Annotated in this window: 19 protein-coding genes; 10 read left to right on the top strand and 9 right to left on the bottom strand. The window is 71.8% G+C overall.

Going from position 1 to position 20,257, the window contains the following annotated elements; all coding sequences use genetic code 11:
- The first annotated feature begins 51 nt into the window (after window positions 1–51).
- Window positions 52–1,497 (top strand): FAD-dependent oxidoreductase, encoded by a 1,446-nt coding sequence (locus tag OCU_RS44730; protein WP_233425204.1) that lies wholly within the window; start codon window positions 52–54, stop codon window positions 1,495–1,497.
- A 3-nt stretch (window positions 1,498–1,500) separates the two neighbouring features.
- Here the strand turns inward: OCU_RS44730 and manA are convergent, their stop codons facing one another.
- From manA to OCU_RS44750, 4 genes are all read right to left on the bottom strand, one after another.
- Window positions 1,501–2,727: a mannose-6-phosphate isomerase, class I gene (gene manA / locus OCU_RS44735; protein WP_008259799.1), complete on the bottom strand. Its 1,227-nt coding sequence runs from the start codon at window positions 2,725–2,727 to the stop codon at window positions 1,501–1,503.
- 8 nt (window positions 2,728–2,735) lie between these two features.
- Window positions 2,736–3,848 carry a hypothetical protein gene (locus tag OCU_RS44740; protein ID WP_014380964.1) on the bottom strand — a complete coding sequence of 371 codons (1,113 nt, stop codon included), beginning with the start codon at window positions 3,846–3,848 and terminating at the stop codon, window positions 2,736–2,738.
- Window positions 3,845–5,242, bottom strand: a complete 1,398-nt coding sequence (locus OCU_RS44745) for a phosphomannomutase/phosphoglucomutase (protein ID WP_041787100.1) — start codon at window positions 5,240–5,242, stop codon at window positions 3,845–3,847. The genes OCU_RS44740 and OCU_RS44745 overlap by 4 nt, the downstream gene beginning before the upstream one ends.
- An 82-nt stretch (window positions 5,243–5,324) precedes the next feature.
- The gene (locus tag OCU_RS44750) at window positions 5,325–5,771 is read right to left on the bottom strand and encodes a DUF3499 domain-containing protein (RefSeq protein ID WP_193375011.1); all 447 of its coding nucleotides are present in this window, start codon (window positions 5,769–5,771) and stop codon (window positions 5,325–5,327) included.
- Window positions 5,772–5,972: 201 nt separating this feature from the next.
- Here OCU_RS44750 and OCU_RS44755 point away from each other — a divergent pair, with 201 nt between their 5' ends.
- Window positions 5,973–6,395, top strand: coding sequence for a metallopeptidase family protein (locus OCU_RS44755; protein ID WP_009955382.1), 423 nt, complete (start codon window positions 5,973–5,975; stop codon window positions 6,393–6,395).
- A 16-nt stretch (window positions 6,396–6,411) separates the two neighbouring features.
- Here the strand turns inward: OCU_RS44755 and OCU_RS44760 are convergent, their stop codons facing one another.
- Window positions 6,412–6,750 carry a WhiB family transcriptional regulator gene (locus OCU_RS44760; protein ID WP_014380966.1) on the bottom strand — a complete coding sequence of 113 codons (339 nt, stop codon included), beginning with the start codon at window positions 6,748–6,750 and terminating at the stop codon, window positions 6,412–6,414.
- A gap of 389 nt (window positions 6,751–7,139) precedes the next feature.
- Here OCU_RS44760 and cofD point away from each other — a divergent pair, with 389 nt between their 5' ends.
- From cofD to OCU_RS44780, 4 genes are read left to right on the top strand one after another with little or no spacing between them, the layout of a single operon-like run.
- A complete protein-coding gene (cofD, locus tag OCU_RS44765) occupies window positions 7,140–8,141 on the top strand; it encodes a 2-phospho-L-lactate transferase (protein ID WP_014380967.1) in 1,002 nt (333 codons plus the stop codon).
- Window positions 8,138–9,490, top strand: a complete 1,353-nt coding sequence (locus OCU_RS44770) for a coenzyme F420-0:L-glutamate ligase (protein WP_014380968.1) — start codon at window positions 8,138–8,140, stop codon at window positions 9,488–9,490. The genes cofD and OCU_RS44770 overlap by 4 nt, the downstream gene beginning before the upstream one ends.
- Window positions 9,491–9,518: 28 nt before the next feature.
- The gene (locus OCU_RS44775) at window positions 9,519–11,117 is read left to right on the top strand and encodes an Eco57I restriction-modification methylase domain-containing protein (RefSeq protein ID WP_014380969.1); all 1,599 of its coding nucleotides are present in this window, start codon (window positions 9,519–9,521) and stop codon (window positions 11,115–11,117) included.
- Window positions 11,114–11,659 (top strand): NUDIX hydrolase, encoded by a 546-nt coding sequence (locus tag OCU_RS44780; protein ID WP_041787101.1) that lies wholly within the window; start codon window positions 11,114–11,116, stop codon window positions 11,657–11,659. The genes OCU_RS44775 and OCU_RS44780 overlap by 4 nt, the downstream gene beginning before the upstream one ends.
- Before the next feature lie 54 nt (window positions 11,660–11,713).
- Here OCU_RS44780 and manB read toward each other — a convergent pair whose 3' ends face one another.
- From manB to rfbD, 3 genes are read right to left on the bottom strand one after another with little or no spacing between them, the layout of a single operon-like run.
- Window positions 11,714–12,790 carry a mannose-1-phosphate guanylyltransferase gene (gene manB, locus OCU_RS44785; RefSeq protein WP_008259820.1) on the bottom strand — a complete coding sequence of 359 codons (1,077 nt, stop codon included), beginning with the start codon at window positions 12,788–12,790 and terminating at the stop codon, window positions 11,714–11,716.
- 1 nt (window position 12,791) lies between these two features.
- A complete protein-coding gene (locus OCU_RS44790; RefSeq protein WP_008259824.1) occupies window positions 12,792–13,682 on the bottom strand; it encodes a glycosyltransferase family 2 protein in 891 nt (296 codons plus the stop codon).
- Window positions 13,675–14,562 (bottom strand): dTDP-4-dehydrorhamnose reductase, encoded by an 888-nt coding sequence (gene rfbD, locus OCU_RS44795; RefSeq protein WP_014385682.1) that lies wholly within the window; start codon window positions 14,560–14,562, stop codon window positions 13,675–13,677. Before rfbD ends, OCU_RS44790 begins: the two co-directional genes overlap by 8 nt.
- A gap of 125 nt (window positions 14,563–14,687) precedes the next feature.
- Here rfbD and OCU_RS44800 point away from each other — a divergent pair, with 125 nt between their 5' ends.
- The 4 genes from OCU_RS44800 (at window position 14,688) to ctpC (ending at window position 19,497) form a co-directional block, all read left to right on the top strand.
- Entirely contained in the window at window positions 14,688–16,160 is a 1,473-nt protein-coding gene (locus OCU_RS44800) for an LCP family protein (protein WP_041787102.1), read from the top strand.
- Window positions 16,161–16,166: 6 nt separating this feature from the next.
- Entirely contained in the window at window positions 16,167–16,883 is a 717-nt protein-coding gene (locus OCU_RS44805) for a TIGR03089 family protein (RefSeq protein ID WP_014380974.1), read from the top strand.
- Between the two features lie 107 nt (window positions 16,884–16,990).
- Entirely contained in the window at window positions 16,991–17,272 is a 282-nt protein-coding gene (locus OCU_RS44810; protein ID WP_008259830.1) for a DUF1490 family protein, read from the top strand.
- A gap of 8 nt (window positions 17,273–17,280) precedes the next feature.
- Window positions 17,281–19,497 (top strand): manganese-exporting P-type ATPase CtpC, encoded by a 2,217-nt coding sequence (gene ctpC / locus OCU_RS44815; protein ID WP_014380975.1) that lies wholly within the window; start codon window positions 17,281–17,283, stop codon window positions 19,495–19,497.
- A 6-nt stretch (window positions 19,498–19,503) separates the two neighbouring features.
- Here ctpC and OCU_RS44820 read toward each other — a convergent pair whose 3' ends face one another.
- On the bottom strand, window positions 19,504–20,154 hold the full coding sequence (locus OCU_RS44820; RefSeq protein WP_014380976.1) for a cation transporter: 651 nt from the start codon (window positions 20,152–20,154) through the stop codon (window positions 19,504–19,506).
- Window positions 20,155–20,257 lie beyond the last annotated feature (103 nt).

Consider the following 20,257-nt stretch of genomic DNA (forward strand, 5'->3'; position numbering starts at 1 on the left):
GGGTACTCCCCCCAGATGCCGGACAGCAAAGCAGACGCGCGGGACCACGCGCTGGTCATCGGGGGGAGCATCGCCGGGCTGTGCGCCGCGCGGGTGCTGTCGGACGCGTATTCGCGGGTCACCGTCTACGAGCGCGACGAGTTGCCGGCCTTCCCGGCGAACCGGGCGACGGTCCCCCAGGACCGGCACCTGCACATGTTGATGGCGCGCGGCGCGATCGAATTCGAGAACCTCTTTCCCGGCCTGCTCGACGACATGGTGGCCGCGGGCGTGCCCAAGCTGAAGAACCGGCCCGACTGCATCCACCTCGGAGCCGCGGGCCACGTCCTGGGCACGGGGCAAACCCTGCGCGACGAATTCACCGCCTACGTGCCGAGCCGGCCGCACCTGGAATGGCAGTTGCGCAAACGGGTTCACGACCTCGACAACGTCACCATCGTGCGGCGCTCGGTGGCCGAACCGCGGTTCGACCCCGCGCGACAACGGGTGACCGGTGCGCTGGTGGATCCGGCCGATCCCGACGGCGGGGAGCCGGAATTCGTCGGCGCGGACCTCGTCGTCGACGCGGCGGGGCGGGGCACCCGGCTGCCGGTGTGGTTGGCGCAGTGGGGTTTTGCGCGCCCCGTCGAACAGGCCGTCGACATCGGCATCAACTACGCCACCCAGCAGTTCCGCATTCCCGACGGGCTGATCGCGGAGAAGGTCGTCGTCGCCGGCGCCTCCCACGACCGGTCCCTGGGGCTGGGCATGCTGTGCTACGAGGACGGCACCTGGGTCCTGACCACGTTCGGCGTGGCCGACGTCAAACCGCCGAGAACGTTTCCCGAAATGCTGGGTCTGGCCGGGCAGCTGCTTCCGGGCCGCTTCAGCGTGGCGCTGGCACAGGCCGAGCCGCTAGGCGATCCGGCCTTCCACGCGTTCCCGGCCAGCCGGTGGCGCCGCTACGACAAACTGGAGCGCTTCCCCGGCGGCATCATCGCCTTCGGCGACGCGGTGGCCAGCTTCAATCCCACCTTCGGCCAGGGCATGACGATGACCTCCCTGCAGGCCGGCCATCTGCGCCGCGCGCTGCAAGGCCCCGACGATCAACTCGCCGCGACGCTGCACCGCGCCACCGCCAGGAGCACCTTCCCAGTGTGGATGATGAACGCCATCGGCGACATCACCTTCCACCACGCCGGCACGAAGGGGCCGATTCCCTGGTGGTGGCGGCCCTCCGGCGCGCTGTTCGACCAATTCCTCGGCGCCGCCGAAACCGAACCCGTTCTGGCGGAATGGTTTTTGCGCCGGTTCTCCCTGCTGGACAGCCTCTACATGGTGCCGCCGCCGCGGATCATCGGCCGCGCCATCGCGCACAACGCGCGCCTGTGGTTAGGCGAGCGTCGTCAGGCGGTCAGGCAGCGGCGCGTGGCGACCGCAAGCGCGGCGGAGCCGGGCGAAGCGGGTCGCCGCGCTCGGCACCAGCCGGGCGCTGCGGGTCGCCACCATCAGTCCTAGCCGCTACAGCCCTACCGTCGCCCTGAACAGCTTGCTCGGCTCGTGCGCGACCAGCCGGATCGGGGCGTCGTCGGCCGCCACCCACGCGGCCATCCCCCGCTTGAGCGTCAGCGAGCCGGACTTGCCGTGCACCGTCGTGGAACCCTGGATGCACAACAGGATCTGCGGGCCGTCGTGGCTGCACGTCGCATCCACCTCGTGGCCGACGTACTCGTCTTCGAGGTCCAGCAGCGCGACGGCGAACTCGTCGGTCGGCGTCTCATAGATCAGCCCGAAGCCCTCGCGGCGGATGTGCGGCCGCAACTGCTCCTCGGTGGTGGGCGCGAAGTCCAGGACCCGCAGCAGCTCGGGCACGTCGACGTGCTTGGGGGTCAGCCCACCCCGTAACACGTTGTCGGAGTTGGCCATCACCTCCACCGCGAAACCCCGCAGGTAGGTGTGCAGGTTGCCGGCCGACACGAAGATGGCCTCACCCGGGCCCAGGCTGACGCGGTTGAGCAGCAACGCCGCCAGCACGCCGGCGTCGCCGGGATAGCGCTCGCCGAGCTCGAGCACCGTCTTGGCCTCGGCCGCGAATTCGGTTGCCCCCGAACTGAGGTACGCGATCGCGCCGTCCAGCACGGCGGGCACCAGCACGTCGATGTCGGGCTGCGGGGCGGTGATCCACGTGGTGAACAGCGCGCGCAGGCCGTCGGCGTCGGACTGGTCGTTCAGCAGATCGATGAAGGGGTCGAGGTCGGAGACCGCCAGGGCCCGCAGCAGCTCGACGGTGCGCGACACCTGGCGGAAGCCCGCGAGCGCCTCGAACGGGTGCAGCGCCACCAGCAGCTCCGGCTTGTGCGAGGTGTCCCGATAGTTGCGCACCGGCGAGGTCAGCGGGATGCCGACCCGCTCCTCGCGCAGGTAGCCCTCGGCCGCCTGCGCGGCGCTCGGGTGCGCCTGCAGCGACAGCGGCTCGTCGGCGGCCAGCACCTTGACGAGGAACGGCAGCACGTCCCCGAAGCGGGCCCGCGACCCGGGGCCGAGCTGGCCCTCGGGGTCGGCGTCGAGCGCCTCGAGCAACGTGATCTCACCGTTGTCGGTTTCCAGCCAGGCCGGGTCGCCCGGGTGGGCGCCGAACCAGAGCTCGGCCTCCGGATGCGCCGCCGGCACCGGACGTTCGGTGAACTCGGCGATCGCGGTACGCGAACCCCACGCGTACGTTCTCAAGGCCCCGCGAAGCAGTTCCACTGTTCTATTTATCCCCGCACCAGTCGCATGTAAACCGCGGCCATCTCCAGCCGGACGGCTAATACTGCCAGCTGCTGCTCGACGCGACCGGGACCCCCCAGCGCAGGCGAAACACCGGAGCCGGCCGAGCCGCCGGGACCGTCGGGCACATCCTCGGCGGCGAGCAGGTACACGTCGTCGAGCCCGGCCGTCCGGGCGGCCACCACGGTCTGCTCGGCCGCCAGGATGATCGCCAGCACCCGCAGCCGCGGCGGCAGCGGCCCGTCGATCTCCTCGTCGTGGAACAGGGCGGCGTCCGGATCGGCGATGGCGCCCCCGAAACCGGACGAGGCCGCGGCGCGCAGGGCGACCACCGCGTCCGCCAGCCCGGTGGCCGGGGTGACCTGGTTCGCGATCCGCAGCAGCACCGAGCTGCCGTGCCGGGCCAGGGCCAGCGTCGCGGCGCCGTCGCCGGCCAGCGCGATCTGGCGGTCGGCGATGCGCGCGGCCAGCAGCTTCGCCGGATTGGTGAACAGCTCGCGGGCGGCGCTGTTGCGCAGCGCCTCGGCGTCGAGCTCGTCGGCGAGCAACGCCAGGTCCACGCTGGGCCGTGGGTCGACGGCGTGCACCACCGCGAGCCCGGCGGCCAGATACCGGCACAGCCCGAATTCGTCGGGAACCCCCAGCCGGGGCGCCAGCACCGCCGCGTGCCCGGCCGTGGCGTCGCGCAACGGACCCTCGTAGGGCGCGGCCACCACGACCCGCGCGCCACGGCGCACCCCGGTCGCGGCGGCGGCGACCAGCGCGGGGTCGCCGGGGTCGTCGCCCGCGACGATCAGCACGTCGAGCGGCCCCACCCACGGGGGCGCCTCGCCGGCCAGCGTGAACGGCTGGGACGCCACCGAATTCAACGTCGCGGCCAGGATCGCCCCGGCGGTCTCCGCGGTGCCGCGGCCCGACACCCAGATCACGCTGCGCGGACGGTCCTCGGCGCTCAGCGGGTCCAGCGCGCCCTCCTCGACCGCGGTGGCGATCGCACGCACCTGCGCGCCGGCCGACGACGCCGCCCGCAGCAGGCCGTCGCGGTCGGCGGTCAGCAGGCCGTCGGTGTCTTCGAGATCGATTGCCTGGGTGGCGTTCACGGGGCGGCCTCCGCGCGCGGGGTCTGCGCGGCGATTTCGGCGCTGATCTGGGCGACCACGGCGCCGACGTCCTCGGCGGTGCGGCCCTCCACGTTGAGCCGCAGCAGCGGCTCGGTGTTCGAGCTGCGCAGGTTGAACCAGTTGCCGTCGCCCAGGTCGACCGTCACGCCGTCCACGTGATCGAGGGAGTGGATGCGGGTGCCGAACGATCTCAGCACCGCCTCGGTGCACTGCGCGGCGTCGGCCACGGTGAAGTTGATCTCGCCGGACGATTCGTAGCGCTGGTAGTCCGCGGTCAGCTCGGACAGCGGGCGGTCCTGCTCCCCGAGCGCCGCCAGCACGTACAGCGCGGCCAGCATCCCGGAGTCGGCGCCCCAGAAGTCGCGGAAGTAGTAGTGGGCCGAATGTTCGCCGCCGAAGATCGCGCCGGTGTCGGCCATCAGCGCCTTGATATAGGAGTGGCCCACCCGCGAGCGCAGCGGTGTGCCGCCGCGCTCGCTGACCAGTTCGGGCACCGCGCGCGAGGTGATCACGTTGTGGATGATCGTCGCGCCGATCTCGCGGCCCAGCTCGCGCGCGGCCACCAGGCTGGTCACCGTCGACGGCGACACGGGGTTGCCGCGTTCGTCGACCACGAAGCAGCGGTCGGCGTCCCCGTCGAAGGCCAGCCCGATGTCGGCGCCGGTCTCGCGCACGAACGTCTGCAGGTCCACCAGGTTGGCGGGCTCGAGCGGGTTGGCCTCGTGATTGGGGAAGGAGCCGTCGAGCTCGAAGTACAACGGCAACAACGTGATCGAGGCGATCGGGCCGAGCACCGCGGGGGTGGTCAGGCCGGCCATGCCGTTGCCGGCGTCGACGGCCACGCGCAGCGGGCGCAGCCCCGAGGTGTCCACCAGGGACCGCAGGTACTGCCCGTAGTCGGCCAGCACGTCGCGGTCGGAGACGGTGCCGGGTGGGCCGTCGTAACCCTGCACGCCGGCGATGACGTCGTCGGCGATGACGCGCAATCCGCTCTCGGCGCCGACCGGTTTGGCCCCCGCCCGGCAGAGCTTGATTCCGTTGTAGGCGGCGGGGTTATGGCTCGCGGTGAACATCGCGCCGGGGCAGTCCAGCAACCCGGAGGCGAAGTAGAGCTGATCGGTGGAGGCCAGACCGACGCGCACCACGTCGAGGCCCTGGCCGGTGACGCCGGCGGCGAAGGCCGCGGCCAGGGTGGGCGAACTGTCGCGCATGTCGTGGCCGATCACGACTTGGCGGGCGCCCTCGGCGCGCATCAGTCTGGCGAAGGCTGCGCCCAAATCGGTGACCAGCGGCTGGTCGAGCTCTTCGCCGACTAGACCACGCACGTCGTACGCCTTGACGACACGGTGGACAGTCGCGGCGGGCCGAGACATGCGGGACTCCTGACGACGTGAACTCTTGGCCGTCAGCCTATCGGGCCGAAGAGAACACGAGCCGCGGTGCGGGCGGATTCGCCTAGTCGCTGGGATCGGGCAACACACGCAGGTGCCCGCGGCGCCTTCCGGACCGATGCTCCGGCGGGGCGAGCACGCTGCTGCTGGGCGCGGTGGCCTGGGTGCCGCCGTGATGGAGGTGCGGGTCGGCGAAGCCGTTCACGGGCGTTGGGGCGCCGCCGTACGGCGCGCCGCGATCCCCCGAACCTCCTTCGCGGACGGCGTCGGCCAGGGCGACCAGGTCGTCCTCGTCGGGGTGGGTGGGCAGGGGGCCGGCATGGCGCACCAGCTCCCATCCGCGGGGGGCGGTGATGCGGCCGGCGTGGTTGACGCACAGATCCCAGGAGTGCGGTTCCCGAGCGGTCGCCAGCGGGCCGACGACTGCCGTCGAGTCCGAATAGACGAACGTTAGGGTCGCCACGGCGTAGTGCGGGCACCCGGGCCGGCAACAGCGACGGGGAACGTTCACGCTCGAAAGGCTATCGTGCGCAAACGCCGCCGAAGCGCCGGACACGCGCAACCGGACGGCCGCCGATGTCCAACCGTTACCATCGGCCCAATGAGTGAATCCCGCGGCGATTCGCGCAGCTCCCCGCAAAGAGATCGGTTTTCGGACGGATCGGCTCCGCGCCGGCCCGCCGGCCATCGACGGTTCCGCCGGGGTCGCGAGATGCGCGGGGCGCTGCTGCCCCCCAGCGTGCCGGGGTGGCGCAGCCGCGCCGAGCGGTTCGACATGGCGGTGCTGGAGGCCTACGAGCCCATCGAGCGGAGCTGGCACGACCGGCTGGCCGACCTCGACGTGGCGGTCGATGAGATTCCGCGGATCGCGGCCAAGGATCCCGACAGCGTGCAGTGGCCGGCCGAGGTGATCGCCGACGGGCCGATCCCCCTGGCCCGGTTGATCCCGGCCGGTGTCGACATCCGCGGCAACTCCACGCGGGCGCGAATTGTCCTGTTCCGCAAGCCAATTGAGCGACGGGCGAAGGACACCATCGAACTCGGCGACTTGCTGCACGAAATCCTGGTGGCCCAGGTCGCCATCTATCTCGACGTTGAGCCATCGGTCATCGATCCGACGATCGACGACGAATAACGACGGTGCGCGGCTTTTAGATGATGCCGCGCTTGAGGCGGCGGCGCTCGCGTTCGGAGAGACCGCCCCAGATCCCGAAGCGCTCGTCATGCTCAAGGGCGTACTCGAGGCACTCGTGGCGCACCTCGCAACCCAGGCAGATCTTCTTGGCCTCGCGGGTGGAACCACCCTTTTCCGGGAAGAAGGCCTCGGGGTCGGTCTGGGCGCACAGCGCCCGGTCCTGCCACTGGTCGGCGACGGGCGCCGGCAACGGCTCGGGCTCGAATGCGCCTGGCGCATCAGGAACCACGGTCAAATGCGGCCGGGCGGGTCGGGCCGGCGCCGAGTCGATCGGGGTGTGCGGCGTGCTCGCCATTGCGCCTCGAAAAGTTTCGTAAGACATACGGTCGTCCGCCTCCTCAGCTTGATTGAGAAAGAGTGATTGATTTCCCACTGTTCTGATGTACAGACAATTCGAACAAGTGATCGAATCTCGGTCTGCGACACCGGAGTCGGCCGGCCAACCGGGAAATGACACTGATGTGATTAGACACGGGTTGATCTGCCGGGTCAAGCACTTCGGCGCATTTCCATACCATCTCGTGATCGAATTTCGGCGTTTCTGTTGCTTTGGGCCGTCGGCGTGTTGATCACATAGCTCACAACTTCCCCACAAGTCGTGGGGAGCCCCGACTTTGAGGCAGGCCCGACGGGCCCACCACCGCACGCTCGTCGGGCAGTACTGTCGTGCTGTGTGAGGCTCAAGTGAAGGTCACCGTCCTGGTCGGTGGGGTTGGCGGCGCCCGCTTCCTGCTGGGGATTCAACAGTTGTTCGGGCTGGGTCAGTTTCACACGCAAGGGCGCCCAGACACGAAAGCCGGCAGTCACGAGCTGACGGCGATCGTCAACGTTGGCGATGACGCCTGGATCCACGGACTGCGAGTCTGCCCCGATTTGGACACCTGCATGTACACCTTAGGTGGAGGTGTCGACCCGGAGCGAGGGTGGGGGCACCGCGACGAAACCTGGCACGCCAAAGAGGAATTGGCGCGCTACGGGGTGCAGCCGGACTGGTTCGGACTCGGCGACCGCGACCTGGGCACCCACCTGGTGCGCACCCAGATGCTCAACGCCGGCTACCCGCTGTCACAGATCACCACGGCGCTGTGCGACCGCTGGCAACCGGGCGCGCGGCTGCTGCCCGTCACCGACGACCGCTGCGAGACGCACGTGGTGATAACCGATCCCGACGACGGCGGCCGGCGGGCCATCCACTTCCAGGAATGGTGGGTGCGCTACCGCGCCCAGGTGCCCACCCACAGCTTCGCGTTCGTCGGCGCCGAAAAAGCAGCCGCCACAACCGAAGCCACAGCGGCCATCGCCGAGGCCGACGTCATCCTGCTGGCCCCGTCGAATCCGGTGGTGAGCGTCGGCGCCATCCTGGCGGTCCCCGGCGTTCGCGGCGCGCTGCGGGCGTCCAAGGCCCCGGTCGTCGGCTACTCGCCGATCATCGGTGGAAAGCCGTTGCGCGGCATGGCCGATGCCTGCCTGTCGGTGATCGGCGTCGAGTCCACCGCCGAGGCCGTCGGCCGCCACTACGGCGCGCGTCGGGGCACCGGCATCCTGGATGGCTGGCTGGTGAGTGAAGGCGACGGCGCCGACATCGAGGGCGTCGCGGTGCGCTCGGTGCCGCTGGTGATGACCGACCCCGAGGCGACCGCCGCGATGGTCCGCGCCGGGCTGGAGCTGGCGGGGGTGGCGCCGTGACCCCCTCCCCCGGCGAGCACGGCACCGCCGCCGCGATCGAGATCCTGCCCGTCGCCGGGCTGCCCGAATTCCGGCCGGGCGACGATCTGGGCGCGGCCGTCGCCGCGGCCGCGCCGTGGCTGCGCGACGGCGACGTCGTGGTGGTCACCAGCAAGGCGGTGTCCAAATGCGAGGGCCGGCTGGTGCCGGCGCCCCGCGACCCGGAGGAGCGCGATCGGCTGCGGCGCAAGCTGGTCGACGACGAGGCCGTTCGGGTGCTGGCCCGCAAGGGCAAGACCTTGATCACCGAGAGCCGGATCGGGCTGGTGCAGGCCGCCGCGGGCGTGGACGGCTCCAACGTCGGGCGCGACGAGCTGGCCCTGCTGCCCGTCGACCCGGACGCCAGCGCCGCCACGCTGCGCGCCGCGCTGCGCGAGCGGCTCGGCGTCGAGGTCGCCGTCGTCATCACCGACACCATGGGCCGCGCCTGGCGCAACGGCCAGACCGACGCGGCGGTGGGCGCCGCGGGACTGGCTGTGCTGCACGGCTATTCGGGGGCGCTCGACCAGCACGGCAACGAGTTGCTGGTCACCGAGGTCGCGATCGCCGACGAGATCGCCGCGGCCGCCGACCTGGTCAAGGGCAAACTGACCGCGATGCCGGTGGCGGTGGTGCGCGGCCTGTCCGTGACCGACGACGGCTCGACGGCGCGGGACTTGTTGCGGCCCGGCACCGAAGACCTGTTCTGGCTCGGCACGGCCGAGGCGATCGACATGGGCCGCCGCGAGGCGCAGCTGCTGCGCCGATCGGTGCGGCGGTTCAGCGCCGAGCCGGTCCCGGCCGATCTGGTGGAGGCGGCCGTCGCCGAGGCCCTCACCGCGCCGGCCCCCCACCACACCCGCCCGGTGCGGTTCGTCTGGCTGCAGCACCCGGGCACCCGCGCCCGGCTGCTGGACCGCATGAAGGACAAGTGGCGCAGCGACCTCGCCGGCGACGGCAGGCCCGCCGACGCCATCGAGCGCCGGGTGGCGCGCGGCCAGATCCTCTACGACGCGCCCGAAGTCGTCATCCCGATCCTGGTTCCCGACGGCGCCCACTCCTATCCGGACGCCGCCCGCACCGACGCCGAGCACACCATGTTCACCGTGGCCGTCGGGGCGGCCGTGCAGGCCCTGCTGGTCGCGCTGGCGGTGCGCGGGCTGGGCAGCTGCTGGATCGGGTCGACGATCTTCGCCGCCGACCTGGTGCGCGCCGAACTCGACCTGCCCGCCGACTGGGAGCCGTTGGGCGCCATCGCCATCGGCTACGCCGCCGAGCCCGCCGGCCCGCGCGACGCCGCGGATCCCGGGGACCTGCTGATCCGCAAGTGAGCCGTCGTTTTTCCGAGATACTAAGCCCATGAACTTCGCGGGCAAGGCGGCGGCCTCGGCCGACAAGGTCCGCGGCGGCTACTACACCCCGGCGCCGGTGGCGCGCTTTTTGGCCCGCTGGGTTCGCGAGGCCGGCCCCAACATCGTCGAACCCTCCTGCGGTGACGGCGCGATCCTGCGCGAGCTGGCCGCGCTCAGCGACCGGGCCCACGGCGTCGAGCTGATCGCGCGCGAGGCGGCCAAGGCCCGCCGGTTCGCGCCCGTCGACACCGACAGCCTGTTCACCTGGATGGCGCGCGCCGCCGAAGCCGGCGCCGGCGGCTGGGACGGGGTCGCCGGCAATCCGCCCTACATCCGGTTCGGCAACTGGGCGTCGCAGCACCGCGACCCGGCCCTGGAGCTGATGCGCCGCGAGGGGCTGCGCCCGACCAGGCTGACCAACGCGTGGGTGCCGTTCGTCGTGGCCGCCACACTGCTGGTGCGCGACGGCGGGCGGGTGGGCCTGGTGCTGCCGGCCGAGCTGCTGCAGGTCTCCTACGCCGCGCCGCTGCGCGACTTTCTGGTGAGCCGATTCCGCGACATCACGCTGCTGACCTTCCAGCGCCTGGTGTTCGACGGCATCCTGCAAGAGGTCGTGCTGTTCTGCGGCGTAAGGGACACGGGCGGGTCCGGCCCCGCCCGCATCCGGACCGTGCACCTACGGGACGCCGACGCGCTGGCGCGGGCGGACCTCGAGGCCGGATGGGCGCCCGCGCTGCTGCACGAAAACGAGAAGTGGACCAAGTACTTTCTGGACCCCGCCGCGATCCGGCTGCTGCGCGCGCTCAAGGGCTCCGGCGCCCTGCTCCCGCTCGGGTCCGTCGCCGAGGTCGACGTCGGCATCGTGACCGGGCGCAACGCGTTCTTCACCCTGACCGACGCCCAGGCGGCGGAGCTGGGTTTGCGGCCGCACTGCGTCCCGCTGGTCTCGCGCAGCGCCCAGCTGTCCGGGCTGGTCTACGACACCGATTGCCGGGCAAGCGATCTCGCGGCCGGGCACCGCGGCTGGCTGCTCAACGCGCCACGCGAGCCGGCCGATCCCGCGTTGATCGCCCACATCCGCGCCGGGGAAGCCGCCGGCGTGCACCGCGGCTACAAGTGCTCGATCCGCACACCCTGGTGGCGGACGCCGTCGCTGTGGGCGCCGGATCTGTTCCTGCTGCGCCAGATTCACCGGGCGCCGCGGCTGACCGTCAACGGCGTGGGCGCGGTGAGCACCGACACCGTGCATCGGGTGCGCCTGCCCGGTGAGGACCCCGTCGACCCGGCGGCGCTGGCCGCGGTGTTCCACAACAGCGTGACGTTCGCCTTCGCCGAGATCATGGGCCGCAGCTACGGCGGGGGCGTGCTAGAGCTCGAACCCCGCGAGGCCGAGCACCTGCCCATCCCCGCGCCGGCACACGCCGATCCCGACCTCGCCGTCGATGTGGACCTGCTGTTGAAGGCGGGCGAGATCGACAAGGCGCTCGACCTCGTCGACCGTCGCGTGCTGATCGACGGGCTGGGACTGCCGGCCGAGGCGGTGGCGGACTGCCGCCGGGCGTGGGCATCGCTGGCCGATCGCAGGAAACGGCGGCGCACCCGGTGAGCCTGCGGGAGTCGGTGATCGCGACCCTGTCCGGCTGGGAACCCCCCGACGCGGGCCAGGATTCGTTGCGGCACGCCGTCTTGGCGTTCGTCGCGGCCCGCGACGACGCGTGCCGCCGCGAGTGTGTGCCGGGGCATGTCACCGCGTCGGCGCTGGTGCTCGATGACGCCGGCGACCGGGTGCTGCTGACGTTGCACCGCCGCCTGGGCCGGTGGGTGCAGCTGGGCGGCCATTGCGACGACGACGACGCCGACATCGTCGCCGCGGCGTTGCGCGAGGCCACCGAGGAGTCCGGGGTCGACGGGCTGCGGATCGAGCCCGAATTGGCGGCCGTGCACGTGCACCCGGTGGTGTGCTCGCTGGGCGTGCCGACCCGGCATCTGGATTTGCAGTTCGTGGCGCACGCGCCGGCCGGCGCGCGGATCGCGATCAGCGACGAGTCGGAGGACCTGCGCTGGTGGCCCGCCGACGAGTTGCCGGAGGGCACCGATCACGCGCTGGCGTACCTGGTGTCGCGGGCGCTCCGTCGAGCGCCCGGCTAGCCGCACATTCGCAGCCGAGTGCCCGGCTAGCCGGGCACTCGTCGGGAACGGCCTTCAGACGTCGGACGAGTAGCGGATCCCGCCGTCGGGAATCGAGACACCGGGCCACACCCGGGCGCCGCGCAGCAGTTCGCACCGCGCGCCGATGTCGGCGCCGTCGCCGATCACCCCGTCGCGGATCAGCGCCCGCGGGCCGATGCGCGCGCCGAACCCGATGATCGAGCGCTCGATGACGCTGCCCGCCTCGACCTTGGCCCCGTCGAAGACCACCGCGCCGTCCAGCCGGACGCCGGGCCCGATCTCGGCGCCGCGCCCCACCACGGTCCCGCCGATCAGCACCGCGCCCGGCGACACCGCCGCGCCGTCGTGCACCAGCTGCTCGCCGCGGTGGCCGTGCAGGGCGGGAGACGGCGCGATGCCGCGCACCAGATCCGCCGATCCCCGGACGAAGTCTTCCGGGGTGCCCATGTCGCGCCAGTAGCTGGCGTCGACGTAGCCGCAGACCTTGACGCCGGGATCGGAAAGCAGCGCGGGGAACACCTCGCGCTCCACCGAAACCTCACGGCCGCGCGGGATCCGGTCGATCACGCGGCGCGAGAACACGTAGCAGCCGGCGTTGATCTGGTCGGTCGGCGGATCCTGCGTCTTCTCCAGGAAGGCGGTGACCCGGCCGTCCTCGGTGCTCACGCAGCCGAAGGCCCGCGGGTCGCCCACCCGCACCAGGTGCAGGGTGACGTCGGATTCCTGGGCCCGGTGGAAGTCGAGCATCTGGCCCAAATCGGCGCCGGAGAGCACGTCGCCGTTGAACACCATGGCGGTGTCGTGCCGCAGGTGGCCGGCGACGTTGGCGATGCCGCCGCCGGTGCCCAGCGGGCTCTCCTCGGTGACGTATTCGATCTGCAGGCCCAGCTTCGAGCCGTCACCGAACTCCGCCTCGAAGACGCCGGCCCGATACGACGTGCTCAAGATGACGTGCTCGATGCCCGCCGCGGCGACCCGCGACAGCAGATGGGTGAGGAACGGCAGTCCGGCGGTAGGCAGCATGGGCTTGGGCGCCGACAGCGTCAGCGGCCGCAGCCGGGTGCCCTTGCCGCCGACCAGGATCACGACGTCGACTTGCGGAGTTCCCACCTCAGTGTCGCCCTTCTACCAGTTTCGCCCGGCCCGACGCGCGCACCGCGCTGCGCACCATCAGGCGGGAACGTACCGCCAACGAGGCGCGCAGCGCCCAGCGCAGCGGCGCGCGCAACCAACCGGCATGCCGGTCGGCCAGAAACATATACGTGCTCTTGTGATGGGCGGCGAGGTGGCTGGCCGGGTCCCCGCCCGTGGAGTGGCCCTTGTGGTGCAGGACTTCCGCCGACGGCACGTAGACGGACAGCCAGCCCGCCTTGCCGAGCCGGTCGCCGAGGTCGACGTCCTCCATATACATGAAGTAGCGCTCGTCGAACCCGCCGATCTGGCCGAACGCCGACCGCCGCACCAGCAGGCACGACCCCGACAGCCAGCCCACCGGGCGCTCGCTGGGCTCCAGCCGCTCCTGGCGGTACGCCGCCGACCACGGGTTGGTTTTCCAGAACGGCCCGACGACCGCGTGCATGCCGCCGCGGATCAGGCTGGGCAGGTGCCGCGCCGACGGATACACCGAGCCGTCGGGATCGCGGACCAGCGGGCCCAGCGCACCGGCGCGCGGCCAGCGCGAAGCGGCGTCCAGCAGGGCGTCGATGCTGCCCGGTCCCCACTGCACGTCCGGGTTGGCCACGATCACCCACTCGTCGTCGCGGTCCAGCTGCGCGACGGCGCGATTCACCGCGGTGCCGTAGCCGAGGTTGGCTCCGGTGTGAAACAGCCGCACGTTGGGATAGCGATCGACCGCCGCCTGCGGGGTGCCGTCGGTGGAGCCGTTGTCGGCCAGCAGCACGCACACCTCCCGCTCCGTGGCCAGCGACAGCGAGGCCAGGAAGCGCTCCAGATGCGGGCCCGGCGAGTAGGTCACCGTCACGACCGGCAGCACGTCAGTCACGCGTAGAGGGTAACGGTCGATCGGCCGCGGCCAGGGCCGCGACAAGCGCGGGGCGCCAGGGCCGCAGCGGCCGCAGCCCGGCCGCCGCGGACTGGCCACCCGACAGCGCGGAGTAGGCCGGTCGCGGCGCCGGCCGGGGAAAGCGGTCGGTGCCGACCGGACGCACCCGCGCCGGGTCGGCGCCGCACTCCTCGAAGACGGCGCGGGCCTGCTCGAACCGCGAGACCGCGCCCTCGTTGGCGGCGTGCAGGATCGGGCCGGGCACGCGGTCGTCGACGATCTGCAGCAGCGCGGCGGCCAGGTCGCCGACGTAGGTCGGCGAGCCGATCTGGTCGTCGACCACGTCCACCGGGCCGTCCCCGGCGGCCAGCCGGCGCATGACGGCGACGAAGTCCTTGCCGGCGCCGCCGGTGTAGACCCAGGCGGTGCGGACGACGACCGCCTCGGGCAGCGCGGCCAGGACGGCCTGCTCCCCCGCGGCCTTGCTGCGGGCGTACACGCCCTGCGGCGCGGTCTGATCGCTGGGCTCGTACGGCCGCGGTGCGGCGCCGCCGAAATCGCCGTTGAAGACGTAGTCGGTGGAGACGTGGATCAACTGGGCGCCGGCCCGCGCGCAGGCCCGCGCGATGTGCCCGGGACCGGCCTCGTTGACCGCGAAGGCGCCCGCCTCGTCGGTCTCGGCGCCATCGACGTCTGTGTAGGCCGCGCAGTTGATCACCACGTCACCGCGCTGCACGATCCGTTCGGCGGCCGCGGGGTCGGTGATGTCCCACTGCGACGACGAATGCGCCAGGACCTCCCGGCCCTGATCCGCCGCCAGCGAGCTCAAATAGCCGCCCAGCTGCCCACCGGCGCCGGCGATCACGATCCTGCCTGACATGGTTCGAGTTTGGCATGGCCCGGCGAAGCCCAGAAAAGCGCGGGGCCCAAGAAATCGCGGGGTAGCGCGGGCCACGCCGCGATCGGCTACCCGAGAAGCTCGTGTGTCGCAAGTAATGTAGTGGGATGCCTGTGCGACGTGTGGTTCGTGTGATTGCCACCGTGCTGACGCTCGCGGTCGTCGTCGGCACCGGGATCGCGTGGAGCAATGTCCGGTCCTTCGAAGACGGCATCTTTCACATGTCGGCGCCCTCGCTGGGCAAAGGCGGCGACGACGGCGCGATCGACATCCTGTTGGTCGGCCTCGACAGCCGCACCGACGCGCACGGCAACCCGCTGTCCCAAGAGGAACTGGACACGCTGCGGGCCGGCGACGAGGAAGCCACCAACACCGACACGATCATCCTGATCCGCATCCCCAACAACGGGAAGTCGGCGACCGCGATCTCGATCCCGCGCGACTCCTACGTCGCCGCCCCCGGCCTGGGCAAGACGAAGATCAACGGCGTCTACGGCCAGACCCGGGAGGCCAAGCGCGCCAGCCTGGTCCGCGCCGGCGACGCCGCGGCGGACGCGGCCGCCCAGGGCACCGAGGCCGGCCGCGAGGCGCTGATCAAGACCGTCGCCGACCTGACCGGCGTCACCGTCGACCACTACGCCGAGATCGGCCTGCTGGGCTTCTCGCTGATCACCGAGGCCCTCGGCGGCGTCGACGTCTGCCTCAAAGAGCCGGTGTTCGAACCCCTTTCGGGTGCCGACTTCCCGGCGGGCCCGCAACGGCTCAGCGGCCCCGAAGCCCTCAGCTTCGTGCGCCAGCGCCACGAACTGCCGCGCGGCGACCTGGACCGGGTGGTGCGCCAGCAGGTGGTGATGGCCTCGCTGGCCCACCGGGTCATCTCCGGCAAGACGCTGTCCAGCCCCACCACCGTGCGGCGCCTGGAAGCCGCCGTGCAGCGTTCGGTGGTGATCTCGGCCGGGTGGGACGTGATGGATTTCGTGCAGCAGATGCAGAAGCTCGCCGGCGGCAACGTCGCATTCGCCACCATCCCGGTGCTCGACGGCGCCGGCTGGAGCGACGACGGCATGCAGAGCGTGGTGCGGGTGGACCCGCACCAGGTGGCCGACTGGGTGAATGGGCTCCTGCACGAGCAGGAGGAGGGCAAGACCGAGGAGATCGCCTACACGCCCGCGAAGACCACCGCCAGCGTCGTCAACGACACCGACATCAACGGCCTGGCCGCGGCCGTGTCAGACGTGTTGAGCGCCAAGGGTTTTGCCACGGGCACGGTGGGCAACAACGACGGCGGGCACGTCAAGGCCAGCCAGGTCCGCGCCGCCAAGAGCGACGACATGGGGGCCAAGGAGGTCTCCAAGGAATTGGGTGGGCTGCCGGTGATCGCCGACGCCTCGCTGGCGCCGGGCGCGGTGCGGGTGGTGCTGGCCAACGACTACAGCGGCCCGGGCTCGGGCCTGTCGGGCACCGAGACGATCATGCCCGCGCGGGTGTCCACCGCCGGCGCGGTGGCCACCAACCCCAACGTCCCCCCGCCGTCGCCGATCCTGACCGCCGGCTCCGACAAACCGGAGTGCATAAACTAACGACCCGTGCAGCAACCGAGCACGCTGAGCGGGGCCATCCTCGATCCGATGTTGCGGGCCGACCCGGTCGGCCCGCGGATCACCTACTACGACGACGCCACCGGCGAGCGCATCGAGTTGTCCGGGGTGACGCTGGCCAACTGGGCCGCCAAGACCGGCAACCTGTTGCGCGACGAACTGGGGGCCGGACCGTCCAGCCGCGTCGCGATCCTGCTGCCCGCGCACTGGCAGACGGCCGCGGTGCTGTTCGGGGTGTGGTGGATCGGCGCCGAGGCGGTGCTGGCGGGACCCGCCGACCTGGCGCTCTGCACCACCGAGCGCCTCGGCGAAGCCGACGACGCGGTGGCCGGGGGCGAGGTCGCGGTGCTGTCGCTGGACGCGTTCGGCCGCCCGGCACCCGACCTGCCGATCGGTGTGACCGACTACGCCACCGCGGTGCGGGTGCACGGCGACCAGATCGTTCCCGAACCCCGCCCGGGGCCCGCGCTGGGCGGCCGCTCGGTCGACGAGGTGCTGGCGGATTGTCAAACATCCGCGGCGGCAAGGGGTTTGACGTCGAGCGACCGCGTGCTGTCCGGCAAGCCGTGGACCGAACCCGCCGAGCTGGTGGACAACCTGCTGGCGATCATGGCGGTCGGCGCCTCGCTGGTGCTGGTGGCCAACGCCGATCCGGACGCGCAGTCGCGCCGCATCGAGTCCGAAAAGGTCACCCGGGTGCTCTGAGGCGGGGGCCCCCGCCCCGGCACGATTCATATTGATATCGCAATATTTCGATGTTAACGTCGAGCGAGCACGGGCTGAACACGCGGACGACGAGGAAGGTTGCGGCAATGGCGGTGTACGGGCTCTTGGCGAAGGCGGCGGGGACGGTCGTCACCGGGCTGGTCGGCGTGACGGCCTACGAGGTGGTGCGCAAGGCCGTGGCCAAGGCGCCGCTGCACGAGACCGCGGTGAAGGGCGCCGAGCTCGGTCTGCGCGGCACCCGCAGGGCCGAGGAGGCCGCCGAGTCGGCGCGCCTGCGCCTCGCCGACGTCATGGCCGAGGCCCGCGAGCGCATCGGCGAGGAGGCGCCCACGCCGTCGATCGCAGAACCCCACGACCACGAGCACTGATCGCCGCTATGGACCTCGCCCTAGTCCCCGACGTTGACGACGAGGTGCGGGTGAAAGACCCCGCGCTGCAGGTGATTTCCGACGCCGCCGGACGCATGCGGGTCGCGGTCGCCTGGGTGCGCGCCGATTCGCGGCGCGCCGTGGCGGTCGAGGAGGCCGTCGCCAAGTGCGAGGGCGTGCGCGTGGTGCACGCCTACCCGCGCACCGGGTCGGTGGTCGTCTGGTATTCGCCGCGGCGCTGCGACCGCTCCTCGGTGCTGGCGGCCATCGGCGACGCGGCGCACGTCGCCGCCGAACTGATCCCGGCGCGCGCGCCGCACTCCACCGAGATCCGCAACGCCGACGTGCTGCGCATGGTGATCGGCGGCGCGGCGCTGGCGCTGCTCGGGATGCGCCGCTACGTGTTCGCGCGGCCGCCGCTGCTCGGCCCCAGCGGCCGGCTGTTCGCCACCGGTGTCACCGTCTTCACCGGCTACCCCTTCCTGCGCGGCGCGCTGCGCTCGCTGCGCTCCGGCAAGGCCGGGACCGACGCGCTGGTCTCCGCGGCGACCGTGGCGAGCCTGGTGCTGCGGGAGAACGTGGTCGCGCTGACGGTGCTATGGCTGCTCAACATCGGCGAGTACCTGCAGGATCTGACGCTGCGACGGACCCGTCGGGCCATCTCGGAGTTGCTGCGCGGCAACCAGGACACGGCGTGGCTGCGGCTCGACGACGGCCCCACCCCGCGCGAGGTCCAGGTGCCGATCGACACCGTGCAGATCGGCGACGAGGTCGTGGTGCACGACCACGTCGCGATCCCGGTCGACGGCGAGGTGGTCGACGGCGAGGCCGTCGTCAACCAGTCCGCGATCACCGGGGAGAACCTGCCGGTCAGCATCGTGGCCGGCGCGCACGTGCACGCCGGTTCGGTGGTGGTGCGCGGACGCCTGGTGGTGCGGGCCAGCGCGGTCGGCAATCAGACCACCATCGGGCGCATCATCGCCCGGGTCGAAGAGGCGCAGCACGACCGGGCGCCGATCCAGACCGTCGGCGAAAACTTCTCCCGCCGTTTCGTTCCCACCTCGTTCATCGTCTCGGCCATCACGCTGGCGATCACCGGTGACGTCCGCCGGGCGATGACGATGCTGCTGATCGCCTGCCCGTGCGCGGTGGGTTTGGCCACCCCGACGGCGATCAGCGCGGCGATCGGCAACGGCGCGCGCCGCGGCATCCTGATCAAGGGCGGTTCGCACCTCGAGCAGGCCGGCCAGGTGGACGCGATCGTGTTCGACAAGACCGGCACGCTCACCGTCGGACGCCCGGTGGTCACCAACATCATTGCGCTGCACAAGGACTGGCAGCCCGAACAGGTGCTGGCCTACGCGGCCAGCTCGGAGATCCACTCGCGGCACCCGCTGGCCGAGGCGGTGATCCGCTCCACCGAGGAACGCCACATCACCATCCCGCCGCACGAGGAGTGCGAGGTGCTGGTCGGGCTGGGCATGCGGACCTGGGCCGACGGCCGGACCCTGCTGCTGGGCAGCCCCGGGCTGCTGCGCTCCGAAAAGGTCAGGGTGTCCAAGAAGGCGTCGGAATGGGTGGACAGGCTGCGCCGCCAGGCCGAGACGCCGCTGCTGCTGGCCGTCGACGGCACGCTGGTGGGGTTGATCAGCCTGCGCGACGAGGTGCGGCCGGAGGCCGCCGACGTGCTGAAGAAGCTGCGCGCCAACGGTATTCGCCGGGTGGTCATGCTCACCGGGGATCACCCGGACATCGCCGAGGTGGTGGCGCGCGAACTCGGGATCGACGAGTGGCACGCCGAGGTGATGCCGGAGGACAAGCTCGCGGCGGTGCGCGAGCTGCAGGACGAGGGCTTCATCGTCGGGATGGTCGGCGACGGCATCAACGACGCGCCCGCGCTCGCGGCCGCCGACATCGGCATCGCGATGGGGCTGGCCGGAACCGACGTCGCCGTGGAGACCGCCGACGTGGCCCTGGCCAACGACGACCTGCATCGCCTGCTCGACGTGCGGGACCTCGGGGCCCGCGCCGTCGACGTCATCCGCGAGAACTACGGCATGTCCATCGCCGTCAACGCCGCCGGGCTGATCATCGGGGCGGGCGGCGCGCTGTCCCCGGTGCTGGCCGCGATCCTGCACAACGCGTCGTCGGTGGCGGTGGTGGCCAACAGCTCCCGGCTGATCAGATACCGGTTGGATGCGCCGCGCAACGGCAGCGGCAACTGACCCGGCTCAGCAGCCGCACTGCTCGCCGCGCCAGGCGCGCACGCCCTGCCACACGGCGACACCGGCGATCGCGAGCCCCACGGCGGGGTCGATCCACCAGGCGCTCGACCACAGCGCCGTCGCCGCGAGGCCGATCAGCACCCCGGCCGCCTGGGCGCCGCACAGGTAGTTCTGGATCCCCTCCGCCTCGGTGGCGCCCGAGCCCAACCGCGCGCCCAGGCGGTGGTTGGCCCGGCCCAGCACCGGCATGAGCAGCAGGGCCAGGGCGGTCAGCGCGATCCCGATCACCGACGTCTCGGCGCGGTGCTCGCCGACCAGCTCGCGGATGGATTCGGCGGCGATGTACGGGGCGGTGAGCCAGAACGACACCGCGACGCCGCGTTGTGCGCGCCGCTCGGCGCTCGGGGAAAAGGTGCGCGCGCCGCTGAACCGCCACACCACCATCGCGCTGGCCAGCGCCTCCGACGCCCCGCCGAGGGCCCAGCCGGTCAGGGCGATGGAGCCGACCGAGAGTCCCTGCCACAGCCCGACGGCGCCCTCGACGAGCACCACGGCCAGGCTGATCCACGCCAGCCGGCGCGCCCACGCGGCGCCGCGCCGCCAGCCGGCGTCGTGCGCGGCGGTGCATTCCCGCGTCAGGGCGGCCGATGTGGTCATTGGGCCAGGTTAGCGAGCGCGCGGCGGGGCCGGGGTCGCAACACCCGGCCGTGATCGATCTGTGTCGCGCCGCCGGCACGGCGGGGCCCGGCCCGCGGGCCGC

It is taken from the genome of Mycobacterium intracellulare ATCC 13950, assembly GCF_000277125.1.
In the GTDB taxonomy this organism is placed as follows: Bacteria; Actinomycetota; Actinomycetes; order Mycobacteriales; family Mycobacteriaceae; genus Mycobacterium; species Mycobacterium intracellulare.